We start from the raw sequence: 15858 nt of genomic DNA on the forward strand, positions 1-15858 counted from the left end.
GAGGGAATCTCAATTGATGTCTTTTCCTTCGGGTACTGAGATGTTTCAGTTCTCCGAGTTCGCCTCCAACACCTATGTATTCAGTGTTGGATGACCTGGTATTATCCAGGCCGGGTTTCCCCATTCGGAAATCCATGGATCGAGGCCTGTTTGGCGGCTCCCCATGGCTTATCGCAGCCTTCCACGTCCTTCATCGCCAGCAAACGCCAAGGCATCCACCGTACGCCCTTAGTAGCTTGACCTAAGAATGATGTGTATCTCTCAAACGAGAGACCACAACAAAGTGCGCTTGATGTTTCTAAATGATGTCTCGATGGACAACCTTTGGAATCATCAAGAGCAAGACCTACTTGCTCGATTCCAGGGTCCATCGGATCAGTGTATATCGTTTCATCCACAGCTCGTAATGAGCTGTCGATGGAAGATGCCTGACTGAGAGAGTTTGTTCCCATCCTAGAGAACGCACTCTCATCAAAAGACACTGTCCTATGCAATTTTCAAAGACCTGCTATGGCTTTGAATACAGAAAGGAGTTCAGACAAGACGGCACGTAGATTTCTTTGGCGGTGCGCTTTGGAGGGCAAAGTGTGCGAGACACTCATAGATGCGAGTCGTATTAGAGCTAGATGCTCCGTAAAGGAGGTGATCCAGCCGCAGGTTCCCCTACGGCTACCTTGTTACGACTTCACCCCAGTCACCGTTCACTCCTTCGGCGGCTCCCTCTAAAAGTTGGGTCACCGACTTCTGGAGCAAACGACTTCCATGGTGTGACGGGCGGTGTGTACAAGGCCCGGGAACGTATTCACCGTGGTATGCTGACCCACGATTACTAGCGATTCCAGCTTCATGCAGTCGAGTTGCAGACTGCAATCCGAACTGAGGCCGGCTTTTTGGGATTGGCACACTCTCGCGAGTTAGCTGACCCTTTGTACCGACCATTGTAGCACGTGTGTAGCCCTGGACATAAGGGCCATGAGGACTTGACGTCATCCCCACCTTCCTCCGAATTCACTCCGGCAGTCTCCTTAGAGTGCCCAGCATGACCTGGTAGCAACTAAGAATAGGGGTTGCGCTCGTTGCCGGACTTAACCGAACATCTCACGACACGAGCTGACGACAGCCATGCAGCACCTGTCACCGTGCTCCCCGAAGGGCACCCTCTCGGTTAGGAGAGGTTCACGGGATGTCAAATCCAGGTAAGGTTCTTCGCGTTGCTTCGAATTAAACCACATGCTCCACCGCTTGTGCGGGCCCCCGTCAATTCCTTTGAGTTTTAACCTTGCGGCCGTACTCCCCAGGCGGTTCACTTAATGCGTTAGCTTCGTCACGGACTCTCAATTGAGCCAGCAACTAGTGAACATCGTTTACGGCGTGGACTACCAGGGTATCTAATCCTGTTTGCTACCCACGCTTTCGCGCCTCAGCGTCAGTTCCGATCTAGTCAGTCGCCTTCGCCACTGGTGTTCCTCGTGATCTCTACGGATTTCACCCCTACACCACGAATTCCACTGACCCCTCTCGGACTCAAGCCTACCAGTTTCCAATGCACCTCCGGGGTTGAGCCCCGGGCTTTCACATCAGACTTAATAGGCCGCCTGCGCGCGCTTTACGCCCAATGATTCCGAACAACGCTTGCACCCTCCGTATTACCGCGGCTGCTGGCACGGAGTTAGCCGGTGCTTCCTTCGGAGGTACCGTCATGCCCGACAATGCGGGTTTTCTTCCCTCCTGACAGAGCTTTACGACCCGAAGGCCTTCTTCACTCACGCGGCGTTGCTGCGTCAGGCTTTCGCCCATTGCGCAAGATTCCCCACTGCTGCCTCCCGTAGGAGTCTGGGCCGTGTCTCAGTCCCAGTGTGGCTGATCGTCCTCTCAGACCAGCTATCTATCATGGCCTTGGTGAGCTTTTACCTCACCAACTAGCTAATAGACCGCGAGCTGATCTCCGAGCGCCCGAAGGCTTTGACCGCTCCGGCCGCAGCCGGTGTGGTCTCATGCGGTATTAGCTACCCTTTCGGATAGTTATCCCCCGCTCGGAGGCACATTACTCACGTGTTACTCACCCATTCGCCACTTTACTCGGGACCCGAAGGTCCTTTTCTCGTGCGACTTGCATGTGTTAAGCACGCCGCCAGCGTTCGTTCTGAGCCAGGATCAAACTCTCCAGTTTGAAATAGAGCTCCTCTATAATGAACAACCAATCTCTCAAAGGTATAAGAGCTGGTTGCCAAGCGTTCGCTGCGACACACGTCCTTCTCGTCTAGCGGGCGAACCCACTAAAGAAGGTGTGATGGCTGCTATGCTTGGAGAGCTGCGTACAGGTTTTGGTCGATTTTGATGACCGAGCACTTGCGCCTCTATAGTAGAGGTGGCGACTTAAGAAAGAAGAACCTGTCAGGAAACCACTTTCGAAAAGCCTTGCGCTCGGGCCGTGCGCGCTTCGGGCATCTAACTCCGAGCCCCTCCTTTGGAGGGACGCGCGTCACACGACGAGGTCGACTCGTCTGCACACTAGCTTCGCCAAACAAAGAGCACTACCTTTTCTGAGTTAGACTCAGTAAGAAAGACGTGCCGTCTTGTCTGAACTCCTATTCTGTTTTCAAAGAGCCGCTCGATGTTAAGCCGTGTCGGCTTTTTCATCAGCGGGCGGCGGAGCATATGTTCGTTGCCGCCGCCTGTCAAGAGCCTTTTTCAAAACTTTCGAAGCGTGTTCGAAATTCCGAGAAGCCTCTCGCCGCCGACTCGAGCCGTTGGGCTTTTTGTCAGCGGGCGGCGGAGCATATGTTCGCTGCTCCAGCCTGTCAAGAGCTTTTTTCGTTTCTTTCGAACGTTTCCGAAAGCGACAATCGAGCTCCTGGGCGCTGACCCGAAGCCGTAAGGCTTTTCGTCAGCGGGCGGCGGAAGGTAAGTGCTTACCGCCGCCGCGTCAAGAGCCTTTTTCGTTTCTTTCGAGCTTTCTCGAAATCAGCGTTTCGGCTCTCGCCGCCGACTCGAAGCCACGTGGGCTTTTTCGTCAGCGGGCGGCGGAAGGTAAGTGCTTACCGCCGCCGCGTCAAGGGGTATTTAGGTATTTGTTCGCGACTCGGCGTAGACGGTCCGCCTCCGCCTTGTCTTATGGAACACAGCCACCTAATTTGATGTTGCACTGACACGTCTCAAAGGGGCGATTGAATGCCGCCCGCATCGAGCGCGTCCCAGTAGAAAGAGAACGTAGGTCCGAGACAAAAATTTCCATAGATGTCGAGAAAGGCAGGAGACAAATCTTGAAGAACCGCAGTCGGTCTAAACATCATCGCTTCGCCCCCCTACTTCTTGCGGCCGCTTTTGTGCTGGTCGGGCTGGCCCCGTCCGTGGCGGCGGCACAGAGCGCGGAGAAGTTGACGCGCTATCTGCCCTCCTCTAGCCAACTCGTCGTTGGGCTCAACGTCTCGAAGCTGAGTCAGTCCAAGTATTATAAGGAAGCGCTCGCGTGGGCGCGCGCGAATAGCGGCAGTGACCAAGAGTTCTTGGAGGTACTCGAGAAGGACGCCAAGCTCGATTTGACCAAGGACCTGGATGCAATTGCACTGAGTGTGCCCGACACGCAGGTCGACAGTTCGAAGCCGCAGCGTAACTTCACGGTGGCAGTGTCGGGGAGCTTCGATAATGACAAGCTCCTGGCCGCCATCAAGAAGGAGAACAAGGAGCTCAAGAGCACCAAGAAGGGAAAGGCGACGGTCTACTCGAGCGGTGAATTCGAGTTCACGTTTCCCAAAAAGGGCGTTCTGTGGGTGACGGCTGGCCCGGATGCTTACCGTAAGGGGGCGTTCAAGGCCCTTGGCGGCGGCAAGCACTCGGTGCAAGCCAACAAGGTGTTCAAGAAGCTGATGGGAGAGGTCAACACATCCCAGGGCTTTTGGATGATGGGAGACACGTCGACGATGCAGACGCAGCAGACGGCCGGCAGCCCCCAGCCCAAGAGCATCGCGGTGAGCGCAGACATCGCCAAGGGCCTCGCCCTCGAGTTGCTGGCTGATATGCCCTCCGAAGCAGATGCCAAGAGTGCCGTCGAGCAGATGAAGGCGCTCAAGCAACAAGGCGGTCAGGCTGCGATGTTGTCGATTCTCGGCGCTGGTCCTCTGGTCGCGAATCTGACGACCAAGCAGGACGGCACCAAGCTTCGCGCGACGACCACAATGACGGCCACCGAGTTTGATACGATGGTTCAGCGCATCAAGCAGCTGGCGCAGTCGCAGATGCAAGGCGGCGGCATGCCTGCTCAGCCGGTGCCTAACAAGAAGAACAAGTCTGGCGGCGCCAACGCCGACTTCAACTAACCGCCGGACCACCAGGTGATGGCCGGCGTGGACTTCCCGCGCTGGTCATGTACACTCCAGCCCGCCGAGCTTCTCGGCGGGCTTTTTTGCTCTGCGTGCACAAACTATGGGGCAGGGATTCGCTGCTGTTGATATTTGTGGTGCGACTTCCCGGTCCGCAATTGATTGATATTGAAAATCCCTTCGATCGGGGCCTTGAGATGATTGAAGATGGTCTGGTAGCGGCTCGGCACCGCGCGATACTCGTGTTGGTAGCAGCCGCAACATGCTTCGCCCTACCCGCTTCGGCAGATGCTCAGGACGAGCCGACGCCGACAAACGGCCTGGTTCTTCCGGATCAGTCGGTCACCACCCGAGCAGACGCCATAAGCCTCGAGCTCAACCCAGCTGGCCTCGGGTTCATCCGAAACGGCGAGGCGGCCGTCGGCGTGCAGCAAGCTACCGGCGACTTCGAGGGGCTACAGCCCGAGGGCACCGGGCTCTTCTTGGCCGGCGGAAACGGCACCATCGGTGCTGGTTTCGGTCTGCAATGGCTCGACCGTCCGCAACTGGACGTCGACTTCTCCGATTACCGCAAATACACCTTCGGCTTGGGGTTGAGCACCGAAGAGAATTTCAGCTTTGGTTTTGCCTACAACTTCTTCGGCAGCAGTGACAGCGAGCTGCTCGATGATTTGGACAGTTGGGACGTCGGTCTGATGTGGCGCCCCAGTGCCAACGTCGGCTTCGGTTTGCGCGCACGCGACCTCAATCAACCGTTTTTGAACGGTGACGACGCCCTGCCCGTTCGCACGGCCATTGGCATGGCGCTGCGTTTCTTCGATGGGCGCGTCCTGCTCGATCCCACCTTCGAATTCACCTCCGACGGCGACTCCATCTTTTTGCGCCCTCGCCTGCTCATCGAGCCGATCGACGGCGTGCGCTTCTTCGGGCGCACCGAGTGGGACATGGAGTTCGAGAACGACGAGAGCAGGGTAACGTGGGCCCAAACCGTCTTGGGTCTCGCGCTCAACACGACGGTGCTGGGCTTAGAGACTGCAGCCATCGCCGATTTCGGCGACGACAATGATTTCCTCGGACACACGCACCTGGCGTGGGTCAGCGAGGGCAAACGACGAGGCTTTGGCGGCCGTCAGCGCCGTTGGGTGCTCGTCGATCTCACCGGCGGCATCGCCGAACAGCCCGTCTCGGGGTTCTTCGGGCCGTCGGCGTCGAGCTTCATGTCGCTTCTGGTCGAACTCGAAAACCTCACTGAAGACGAGACCGTCGAAGGGGTCGTGCTCAACGTTGGCCAAAGCGATCTCGGTTACGCCCAGATCTGGGAGGTGCGTCAGGCCGTCAAACGCATGCGCAAGGCGGGCAAAGAGACGGTCACGGTGTTGACCAACCCGACCTATCGGGAGACCTACCTCGGGAGCGTCACCGAGCATGTCTGGCTGATTCCTGCCGAGCCCTACTCTCCCGACGGGCTGAGCCTGAACCTGACCTCGTACTCCGAGACCTTGGCCAAGGCGGGCATCCAGGCCGAGTTCCTGCGCATCGGTCGCTACAAGAGTGCGCCGGAGACCTACACCTACCGCCAGCCGTCGAAGGAGGCGCTGGAGCAGACGACCCGTTACCTCGACGGCCTCTTCAATCGCACTATCCAAGCCCTTGCCAATGACCTCGACATGGACGCCGAGAAGATCGAGGAGATGGTCAACCGGGTGCCGCTCTTCCCGGCGCAGGCCGCAGAGGAAGGGTTTATCGATAAAGTCGTCTACTTGGACAATGTCGAGGAGAAGTTGCGCGACGAGTTCGGCGCGCATGTGTCCCTCGAGCGGGAGTACCCCGAAAAGTTGCCCGCGGAGATGCGCTGGGGCACGCGTCCCGAAATCGCAGTCGTCGTCATCGAAGGGTCGATTGTGCGCGGACGCTCGGGAAGAACCCCGTTCATCAACGAGGTCATCGCCGGAAGCGACACGCTGACTCAGATTTTCGACAAGCTTCGACGCGACCCACTGGTGCGCGCCGTCGTAGTGCGCATCGACAGCCCCGGTGGCAGCGCCGTGGGAAGCGACCTCATCTATCGAGAGATGCGGCGGCTGGCCGAGAAAAAGCCGGTGGTCGCCTCTATGGGCAATATCGCGGCGAGTGGTGGCTACTACGTAGCAGCCGGTGCCGACGAGATCTTTGCCTCTCCGAACACGTTGACCGGCTCGATTGGCATCTTCACCGGCAAGTTCAGCATCTCGAAGCTCGCCGACGTGATTGGCATCGGCTCGACCAAGATCGAGCGCGGTGACCGAAGCGGCGCCTTCGACATCTACCAGCCGTGGACCGAAGAGGAGAAAAAGGGCGTGGCCCGCTCGATCACCTACCTCTACAAGCTCTTTATCCAGCAGGTCGCGCGCACTCGTCCGCTGAGCCCCGAGGAGGTCGACGCTGTCGGCCGCGGACGTATTTGGGACGGCGTCAGCGCCGAGGACAAGAAACTCGTCGACCAATTGGGCGGGTTGATGGACGCGATTCGACGCGCGGAGGAATTGGCCGGGGTTCGCCGCGGTGAGGTCACCTACGAGTTGTACCCCGAGAGCCTCGGTCTGTTCGACGCGAGCGACACGTCGGTGACCGCCAAACTGGCGCGCAAGCTATTCGGCCAACAGGAGCCTGTCGCCTTCTCGGCCGATGCGGCCCTCGGCTCCCTGGTGCGACGGTTGGGCAAAGGCATCCTGCTGCCCGCGTTGTACGAGGATGGCGAGCCGTTGATGCTGCTGCCGCACGTCGTCGAAATCGACTAGCGCAGAGCTTACGGCGAGAAGGAGGCTGTGGTCGTCTTGCCGCTGCGAACGCGAAGTTGCTTGGTGGCGGAGTAGCGCTTGAGCCGTGTGAAGTAGACGCGCACCCCATAGGTGCCCGGCTCGAGTGAATGCTTCACGCTCGAGGTGTTGTCGGCGATAAGCCTCCCGTCGACATACACCTTGCCCTTCCCTGAGATACGCACCGACAAGTGACCCTTCTTGGCGGCGTCGTTGTCGCCGTTGCCCCAAATATCGAGCTTCTGAGGCGACTTGGCCGATGTGCTCGAACTCTCTTCCGTCTCGTTCGAGTCTCCCCAGATATCCAAATTGGCGGCCTTCGACGGTTCGCTACGTTTGCGTCGACGCGACGTGGTTCGTCGCTTGGGGCGCCGCCGAGCCTTTCGGCTCGTGGTTGCTTTCTCGGCGCGCTCTTCCACCTGCGGCTCCTCGCGCGCTTCTTCTTTCGTGTCGAACCTCAGCTCGATCTGTTTGACGCGTCCATCATCGGACTCCCACGCGACCTTTCGGGTCGTGGTTCGCCCGTCTTCGAGCGTGGCGACGATCTGGTGCGTGTCGTTGCGCGACAAACCGGGCACGTCGACTGGCGACTTTCCAATCTCTTTGCCGTCGACTTCGATACGCGCGTCGGGCGGATACGTGGCGACCTTCAAAACCGCACCGCCCGAGGGAAGTTCGAACTCGAGCTGGGTGGTCTCCCGGTTGGGCTGAATCGTCCGCTCGACGGCCTCGAACCCCTCCATCGACAACTTCAAGTCGTAAGTCTCCGCCGTCGATATACCCTCGAGCACGGTGGGCGTGAAGCCCATGCTTTCGCCATCGAGTTCGACTTTGGCGCCTCGCGGCGTCGAGGTGACGCGGACATCGACCGTGCCGGTGTTATCAGCCGGTGCCACCGCTGCCTGCGGGCCGCCCTCACTTTTGGCATGCGCCTTTGGCGGATCTGCACTCGGTTCCTCGTCGATGAGCACAAACGCGAGCACGCCGGCGAGCACAGTCACCATCATGGCGATACCGCCAAAGACCAGGTGCGTGCGCGTGAGCCAGCCCGGAAGCACGCGCTCGTGGAGCGGGAGCTTCGTCGCAGTCGTCGCTCCTTTGGGGGCCGGGACGTTGCCGGAGCCAAACCCGCTCAAATCCATGAATTGTGGGGCCGACAAGCCGCCCTGCCCTTTGGCCGGCGCCTCGTCTCGACGCTGACCACTCTCCGCCGGGGTGGGGGCGCCCGGGGTCCAGAGCTGGGTGGGTTCGTCTTCGTCGAACGGGTTGTCACTAAACTCGTCGGTCGCCCCCGTGTCGATCTCGCTCGACAGCGGCGTTCCCGGCTCGAAGATGACGCTTGCCTCATTGGCCTCGTAGTCGAGGCGCGACATGAGCGCGCTGTCCTCGGCCGAATCCCAGGGGTTGCTCCCGGCGTCGCCGATGACTTCGGCGAGCTTCATGCGCCGATACGGACCGTGCCGACGGTCCAGGTACTGCATGAGCGCCAACTGCATCTCTTGGGCACTCTGAAACCGGTAATTCGCATCTCGCTGAGTCGCCTTGCTCACAATATTGGCGAGCTCGGGATCGATCTGGGGCACCACCGCCGAGATGGACGGAAAATCTGCCCGTCGAACCGCTTTGAGCAACTCGTACTCTTGGATACGTGCATACGGGTTGTCCCCGGCGAGCAACTCGTAGAGCACCATGCCGGCGGCGAAGACGTCCGTGCGCGCATCGATGTGGTGTCCGTGAGCTTGCTCGGGCGACATATAGTAGAATTTGCCCTTGATGATGCCGTGCTGGGTGTCCTCCTGGGCGCGTACATCGGCCTTGGCAATGCCAAAGTCGACGAGCTTCACCTCCCCTTCATGGCTGATCATGATGTTCTGCGGGGAGACGTCCCGGTGGACGATCTGCAGCGGGCTTCCGTCGGGCCCCTTTCGGGTGTGGGCAAAGTGCAGCCCGCCCAGCGCTTCGGCCATGGCGAAGACGACCGCCGGCTCGGGAATGGCGCGGCCGCGCTCGCGCTGTCGCTTGTTGAGTTGGTGCAGGTCGACGCCGTCGATGAACTCCATCGCGATGAAGTACTGCTCGTCGATGCACCCCAGGTCGAAGATCTGGGCGATGTTGGGATGGGTCAGCTGCACGGCGATACGCGCCTCGTCGACGAGCATCTTGGTGACGTCGTGCTCGTCGCCAAACTGAGGGTGCAAACGCTTGATGGCCAGCAGCTTTTCGAAGCCGCCCAGACCAACCGTCTTCGCCCGATAGATCTCTGCCATCCCCCCCACAGCGATCTTCTCGAGCAGGGTGTACTTGCCAAAGGACTCTGCGCTTTCTACCATATCGACGACGTGTCCTGACTCCGCTGAATTGGCTGCAGCTGCGCTAGCATTGTAGTCGTCACCACCGTTTTTCACAGCACCTATTTCTGCGAGCAAAAATGGCGCCCCACGAGCGGTTTCCCGACGAGGCTCAGCCCACCAAAATTGCCTACGTCAATGGCGAGCCGAGGACTCTTCACCTTCGCAAAACCCACTTGGTCGTCAACCCCGGCGTCGACGAGGCGCGCGAGTACACCTTCGACCAGGACGTCATCACGCTCGGCACGCTCGAAGACAACGACATCCCGCTCGATGACGACACCGTCAGCCGCGAGCATTGCCGCATCGTCCAGGACGGCCCGCACACCCTCATCATCGACCAGGGGAGCACCAACGGGACCTACGTCAACGGAGTCCAGGTGCGCGAAGCCTACCTGGCCCCGGGTTCGGTGCTCGGCGTGGGCAACACGCAGATTCGGTTCAATCCGGTCGACGAGCAAGTGCCCATCACCCCCAGCACGTCGGAGCGGCTGGGCGACATCGTCGGCAAAAGCGTCAAGATGCGCGAGATCTTCGGCATCATCGAGAAGATCGCGCCCACCGGCGCCACGGTAATCATCGAAGGCGAGACCGGCACCGGCAAAGAGGTGGTCGCGCGCACCATTCACCAGTTGAGCGCGCGCAAAGACCAGCCGTTCACCGTCTTCGACTGCGGCGCGGTTCCCGCCAACCTCATCGAGAGCGAGCTGTTCGGCCACGAAAAGGGGAGCTTCACCGGGGCGGTGATGACGCGCAAAGGCCTCTTCGAAATGGCCGAGGGCGGCACCATCTTTTTGGACGAGCTCGGCGAGCTGTCGCTCGACCTGCAGCCCAAGTTGTTGCGCGTGCTCGAGCAGCGCGAGGTGCGCCGCGTCGGCTCCAACAAGCCGATTCCTGTCAACGTGCGCGTCATCGCGGCGACCAACCGGTCGCTCGCCGAGGAGGTCGATGCAGGACGCTTCCGCGAGGACCTGTTCTATCGGCTCAGCGTGGTGCGGCTCAACTTGCCGCCGCTTCGCGAGCGCATCGAGGATATCCCTCTTCTGACCCGTCACTTCCTGAGCCAGCTCGGCTTCAACCGCGATCACGAGGGCAACCACAAGGTCAAGACCATCAGCCGCGAGGCGCTCGACGTGCTTACCGACTACGACTGGCCGGGTAACGTGCGCGAGCTGGTCAATATCATCGAGCGAGGTTGCTCGTTTGCCCGCGGCGACTGCATCACCTGCGAGGAGCTTCCCGGTTATGTGACCGGCGACGAGGACGGCGGCTTGATGCTCACCCCCGGCCGGCGCGACAGCGATCGCTCCGACATGGCCGACCTGCCGCGACGCTCCGAGCTCAACGATATGCCCTTCAAGCGCGCCAAAGAGGAGTGGATTGCGAGCTTCGAGAAGGACTATATCGCCACTCTCCTCGCCCGCCACAGCGGCAACATCAGCTCGGCGTCACGTGAAGCCGACATCGACCGCAAGTACTTCCGAAAGCTGATGTACAAGCACGACATCGACATCGACGAAATCTAGTCGTCGAGTCGTCCGACCGGCAGCGCTCAGCGCGCGCCCTGCGCGTTCGGCTCGAGCTCGATGTCGAGACTCTCGAAGCCACCCGAGCCGAGCTCGATTTTTTGTTCGTGAGATTTGTAGTGGGGATGCTCGATCACCAGGGTATGCACGCCCGGCTCGAGGTTGGGCACCGTCACCGGTGAGCTCGTGCCCTTCTCTGTTCCATCGACCGTGATGCGCACGCCCGTAGGCGGCGAGACGCTGATCACCAGCGTCGCGGGTTTTTGAGGGGCTGGGGCCGCCTTGGCCTCGGGTGCCGGTCCTTGCGGTCGGTTGACCCACAGATACAGCGTCGCGCCGCCGGCGAGCAACAACATCAGAACGGCCGCAGCCGCCAGATACTTCTTCTTGCGACGCTTCCGGCGCACACTGGACGGGTTCGGGATACTCTTGGGGGTGCCGTGGCTGGCAAATTCTGCCGAGCTGAGCGCGTCCGAGCGACTCAGCGCCATCGTCTCGTCGTTGGCCACGGCCACGCCGCGATCCAAATCGACAGTTTCGAGGCCGGAGTTGTCGCCCTCGATCTCGATGATGTCATCGACGTCGAGCGCGATGACGTCTTCTTCGGCTTCGGCCGCAAATTGAGCCGCGTCGAAGCCACCGGCGGCCACCACCGTGTGCTCGCTGGCGAAGCGATCGACATCGACGTTCTCTTCGGGCGAGATGTCGGCGGCCCACAGCGCTTGGTGCTCCGATGTGGGCGCGTCCTCGTCGGGACGGGTGTCCTCGCCTTCGGCCTCGCGAGCCAGCCGGCGCACGTCGTCGGGCGTGCGAATCCGGCGGAAGAACTGACGCTTCTGACGCTCGGCGGCCAGCGGTTCGCTGAACATGTCCGCCATCCACTGCGACAGATTCTCGGCGCCATAGGGCGGGTTGAGCGACATCAAAAAGCTGTCGAGCGCCGCGGCGAGCTCGCGGCCCGACTGGAAGCGCTCGTTGGCGTCGGCCGCCAACGCCTTGGCCACGATGCGATCGACCTCGGGCGGAATCTGGGAGTTCTTCTGACTCGGCGGCGCGATGTCGGGGTCTCGCACCATCTGCAGCGTCTCGTACTCGTTGTCGCCGCGGAAGAGTCGTCGGTTGGTCAGCATCTCCCACAGCAAAATCCCCACCGAGAACAAGTCACTGCGGTGGTCGATGGCCTCGCCGCGCACCTGCTCGGGGCTCATGTAGCCGAATTTGCCCTTGAGCACGCCGACCTGAGTGCGCGTCTCCTGGAACGTGCCCTTGGCGATGCCAAAATCGATGATCTTGACCTTGCCGCCATAGGTAACCAGCACGTTCTGCGGCGAGATGTCCCGGTGGATGATATTGAGCGGGTCGCCATTTTCGTCGTTCTTGGCGTGCACATAGTCGAGACCGGTGGCGATCTCGCGGGCGATGTAGCAGCACATGGCCACGCTCATGATGCGACGCTGCTCACGCAACTTTCGCTGCAGCTCCAGGATATCCTGGCCGCTGATGAACTCCATCAGGATATACGGCGAGGTGTGGAACCGCCCCAGCTCGTACGTGCGCACGATATTGGGGTGGATCAGCTGGACGGTCAGCTTGGCCTCGTCGATGAACATCTGGACGAACTCGTCGTCCTCGGCCAGATGCGGCAGGATGCGCTTGAGGGCAAGGTGCTTCTGGCTTTCGGGGGCGTTAAACGGCTTGGCCCGAAAGATCTCTGCCATGCCCCCGACGCTGACGCGCTCGAGGAGGCAGTATTTCCCAAAAAGCATCGGTCGTTCCACGACACTCGCCTGTGCTAGCGAAGTTCCTGCCATCGGTATGGATGGCTCGTGATTCGGGAGTATAGGTTTCCATGTTGTGTAGCGTCAACGACTCTGGTCGAGACATCGCGCGCTCGAACCAAGTGTGTTATTTCGACGTTCGCTGCATCTAACAACCACAAACAACCGGCCACCTCTTCCGATTCGTACATATGACTGATCAAAACGCCGACATTTCCCAGCGAAAGCTCGACCATATCGACCTCTGCGCCGAAGACGAGGTCGAGTATCGAGGCAAGACCACGCTCCTCGAAGAAGTCGAGCTTTTGCACGACTCGCTGCCCGAACTCTCCATCGACGCGATCGACTTGAGCGTGTCGGTCATGGGCAAGACGCTGGCCGCGCCGCTGCTGATCACCGGCATGACCGGCGGCGCCGAGCGCGCCCGCGAGATCAACGAGACGCTCGCCCGCGTCGCCCAAGAGCTCGGCATCGCCTTTGGCGTGGGCAGTCAGCGCGCCATGATGAAGCACGCCGAACTCGCCGACACCTATCAGGTGCGCGAGGTCGCCCCCGATATCCTGCTCTTCGGCAACGTCGGCGCCGTGCAGGCCGCCGAGTCGAGCACCGCCGAGATCGAAGACCTCGTCGGCGGCATCGGCGCCGACGCGCTGTGCGTGCACCTGAACCCGGGCCAAGAGATGATCCAGCCCGAAGGCGACCGCGACTTTCGCGGCTGCGTCGACGGCCTGGCGCGCCTGGTCGACGAGCTCTCGGTGCCCGTCATCGCCAAAGAGACCGGCTGCGGGCTGAGCCCCGCCGCGCTCGACAAGATCGCGAGCACCGGCGTCGAGTGGGTCGACACCTCCGGCGCCGGCGGCACGACCTGGGTGGGCGTCGAAACCCTTCGCACCTCCCCCGAGAAGGCGACCATCGGCGAGATGTTCTGGGATTGGGGCGTGCCCACCGGCGCGGCGATCTCGTTCGCCAAGGCGCGAAACCTAAACGTCATCGGCTCGGGCGGGCTTCGCACCGGCTTGGACTGCGCGCGCGCCATCGCACTGGGCGCCGACATCGCCGGCATGGCCCTTCCCTGGCTCAAGGCCGCGTTCCACGAGGGGCACGACGCCGCGATGCAATTCGGTCGGACGACCATTCAGGCGCTGCGCGTCGCGTGCTTGCTCACCGGTTCGGCGAGTATCGCCGAGCTGCAAGAGGCGCCGCGCGTGCTCGGCCCGAATCTGCGCCGCTGGACCGAAGCGCGCGCCGACCAGGTCTCGCCGCGGCACTGAGCCACAGCCCGTTCACGAACCGCCAACACTACGAAGGAGAACATGAAGCTCAGGATCAGAGACGCATTTCACCTCGTCGGTTTTTACGTCACCGCTCCTCTGGAGGAGATCTCCTCCCGCGTCCCCGAGGCCAACGAGCGCCTGCTCGATAGGCTCGACGAGGTCGACGGCCGCACCGGCGAGCACCTTCTCAGTGTGTCGCTGGGTATTGAAGACGGCGTCTACACCCAATTTGTGGGCGTCGAGGTCGAGGCGGACGCCGAGCCACCCGAAGGCATGGAGACCCTCGATCTCCCGTCCGCCCGCTGGGTCCAGTTCTCCCACCACGGACCGGTCGAGGGCATCGCCGGCAGCATCGGTACGATGCGCCAGTGGGCCGACGAAAACGAGCACCCCACCGAGCACGTCTTCGTCGTGTTCCATCCCCTCGACGACGAGGGCCCCATCGAATTGTTGGTCAGGCTGCGCCAACCGTCGCCCTAAGGCAACAGCGATTGACGCGGCATCAGCCGCCTATAGGCCGCGCGCCGCCGCCATGGCGTCGTAGCCGATCTTGTCGACCAGCTGAGCGCGCATCACGCTCGCCGGCGCAAGGCGCGCGGCCGTCTTGCGCAGCCACACCGCCGCGGGGTTGCGCCACTGGCCGATCTTGCCGAACCGCCACGAATCATTGACGAGCTTCGATGTGCGGGGGATGCGCAGGCGCTCGTAGGCATCCAAGGCCTCGTCGAGCGTCTCGCGGCGAACCAAGAGCTCGGCCAACATTCCGGCGTCCTCGATCGCCATACACCCGCCCTGCCCCAAATTCGGCGTGGTCGGGTGGGCGGCATCTCCAAGAAGCGTCACCGCGCCCCGGCTCCACGCGTCGCGCGGCCGCCTGTCGTAGAGCGCGTCGAGGTGGATATCCTCCGGGCGCGTCTCGGCGATGAATTGCGGGATGCGCAGCGGCCAACCGGCGAAGCGCTCCGACAAAAACGACGCGTACTCATCGCGGTCGAGCGAGAAGTCGCGCCCGGTTCGCCACGTCGCCCACCAATACGTGAGCTCCTCGCCCAGCGGCGCCAACCCGAAGCGCCGCCCCTTCCCCTGGAGCTCACGCAGATAGCCCACGTCGGTGTCGACACCGTAGGCCAGCCCGCGAAAGCAATACTCGCCGCTGTAGCGCGGCGGCTCCTCTCCCCAGATCGACGCGCGCACACGGGACCAGAGCCCGTCCGCCCCGACGATCAGATCGGCCGTGGCGCTCGAGCCGTCCTCGAAGTGCGCGGCCGGTCGTGCGCCGTCTGCGTCGACCGACACACACCCTTTGCCAAAAACGATCGACGTCGACTCGAGCCCTTCGGCGAGCATCTCGAGCAGCGCGCCGCGATGGACGATTCTCGGTGCGGCGTCGAGCTCGATGCCGTCGAGCAAATCGGCGATCGCGTAGTGCGCCAGCACCTCGCCCGAGGGCGCCACGAACTCGCCGTAATCGACCGCCGCACCCAACTCCACCATGGCCTCGGCGTAGCCCAGGCTGTCGAGCACGCTGACCGCGTTGCTCCAAAGCCCGATCCCCGCGCCCACTTCGCGCAACGCGGGGGCCTGCTCGTAGACCGTCGCCTCGATATTTCGCTGTTCTAGGGCGCGGGCGAGCGTCAGCCCGCCGATGCCGCCGCCGATGATGATCACATTTGATGGACGCATGAGTTACTCCTGTCGCTGTTGAAGGCATCTGGAACCATCCACGGGCGTTAGAGTAAGGTGCGCGTGGTGCGCCCGCCTTATCGTCAGGCGCCAAGATCCTGTCACTTGATGCCAGCCCAACTGACGCGAGCAACC

Annotated in this window: 8 protein-coding genes and 2 rRNA genes (1 of these 10 cut by a window edge); 5 read left to right on the plus strand and 5 right to left on the minus strand. The window is 61.4% G+C overall.

Annotated features, from left to right (window positions below; translation table 11 throughout):
• Both FIV42_RS29075 and FIV42_RS29080 read right to left on the minus strand, forming a co-directional pair.
• Window positions 1–242 (minus strand): 23S ribosomal RNA (locus FIV42_RS29075) (it extends 2799 nt beyond the left edge of the window).
• Window positions 243–635: 393 nt separating this feature from the next.
• A 16S ribosomal RNA gene (locus tag FIV42_RS29080) occupies window positions 636–2170 on the minus strand.
• Together the 16S and 23S rRNA genes form the textbook arrangement of a ribosomal RNA operon.
• A 1093-nt stretch (window positions 2171–3263) precedes the next feature.
• Between FIV42_RS29080 and FIV42_RS29085 the strand changes: the two genes are divergently transcribed.
• Together FIV42_RS29085 and sppA are read left to right on the plus strand one after the other, a co-directional pair.
• On the plus strand, window positions 3264–4316 hold the full coding sequence (locus FIV42_RS29085; protein WP_146983786.1) for a hypothetical protein: 1053 nt from the start codon (window positions 3264–3266) through the stop codon (window positions 4314–4316).
• Between the two features lie 248 nt (window positions 4317–4564).
• Window positions 4565–7096 carry a signal peptide peptidase SppA gene (gene sppA, locus FIV42_RS29090; RefSeq protein WP_168211018.1) on the plus strand — a complete coding sequence of 844 codons (2532 nt, stop codon included), beginning with the start codon at window positions 4565–4567 and terminating at the stop codon, window positions 7094–7096.
• An 8-nt stretch (window positions 7097–7104) separates the two neighbouring features.
• Here the strand turns inward: sppA and FIV42_RS29095 are convergent, their stop codons facing one another.
• Entirely contained in the window at window positions 7105–9444 is a 2340-nt protein-coding gene (locus FIV42_RS29095) for a serine/threonine-protein kinase (RefSeq protein ID WP_141201096.1), read from the minus strand.
• Window positions 9445–9542: 98 nt separating this feature from the next.
• On the opposite strand from FIV42_RS29095, the gene FIV42_RS29100 reads away from it, so the two are divergent.
• Window positions 9543–10988, plus strand: coding sequence for a sigma 54-interacting transcriptional regulator (locus FIV42_RS29100; protein ID WP_141201097.1), 1446 nt, complete (start codon window positions 9543–9545; stop codon window positions 10986–10988).
• A 26-nt stretch (window positions 10989–11014) separates the two neighbouring features.
• Here FIV42_RS29100 and FIV42_RS29105 read toward each other — a convergent pair whose 3' ends face one another.
• Window positions 11015–12754, minus strand: a complete 1740-nt coding sequence (locus tag FIV42_RS29105; protein ID WP_168211019.1) for a serine/threonine-protein kinase — start codon at window positions 12752–12754, stop codon at window positions 11015–11017.
• Between the two features lie 203 nt (window positions 12755–12957).
• Between FIV42_RS29105 and fni the strand changes: the two genes are divergently transcribed.
• Window positions 12958–14037, plus strand: a complete 1080-nt coding sequence (fni, locus tag FIV42_RS29110; protein WP_141201099.1) for a type 2 isopentenyl-diphosphate Delta-isomerase — start codon at window positions 12958–12960, stop codon at window positions 14035–14037.
• Window positions 14038–14079: 42 nt separating this feature from the next.
• Window positions 14080–14520, plus strand: coding sequence for a GyrI-like domain-containing protein (locus FIV42_RS29115; RefSeq protein ID WP_141201100.1), 441 nt, complete (start codon window positions 14080–14082; stop codon window positions 14518–14520).
• A 30-nt stretch (window positions 14521–14550) separates the two neighbouring features.
• Here the strand turns inward: FIV42_RS29115 and FIV42_RS29120 are convergent, their stop codons facing one another.
• Window positions 14551–15723 (minus strand): FAD-dependent monooxygenase, encoded by a 1173-nt coding sequence (locus tag FIV42_RS29120; RefSeq protein ID WP_141201101.1) that lies wholly within the window; start codon window positions 15721–15723, stop codon window positions 14551–14553.
• Window positions 15724–15858 lie beyond the last annotated feature (135 nt).

This window comes from Persicimonas caeni (assembly GCF_006517175.1).
Classification (GTDB): Bacteria; Myxococcota_A; Bradymonadia; order Bradymonadales; family Bradymonadaceae; genus Persicimonas; species Persicimonas caeni.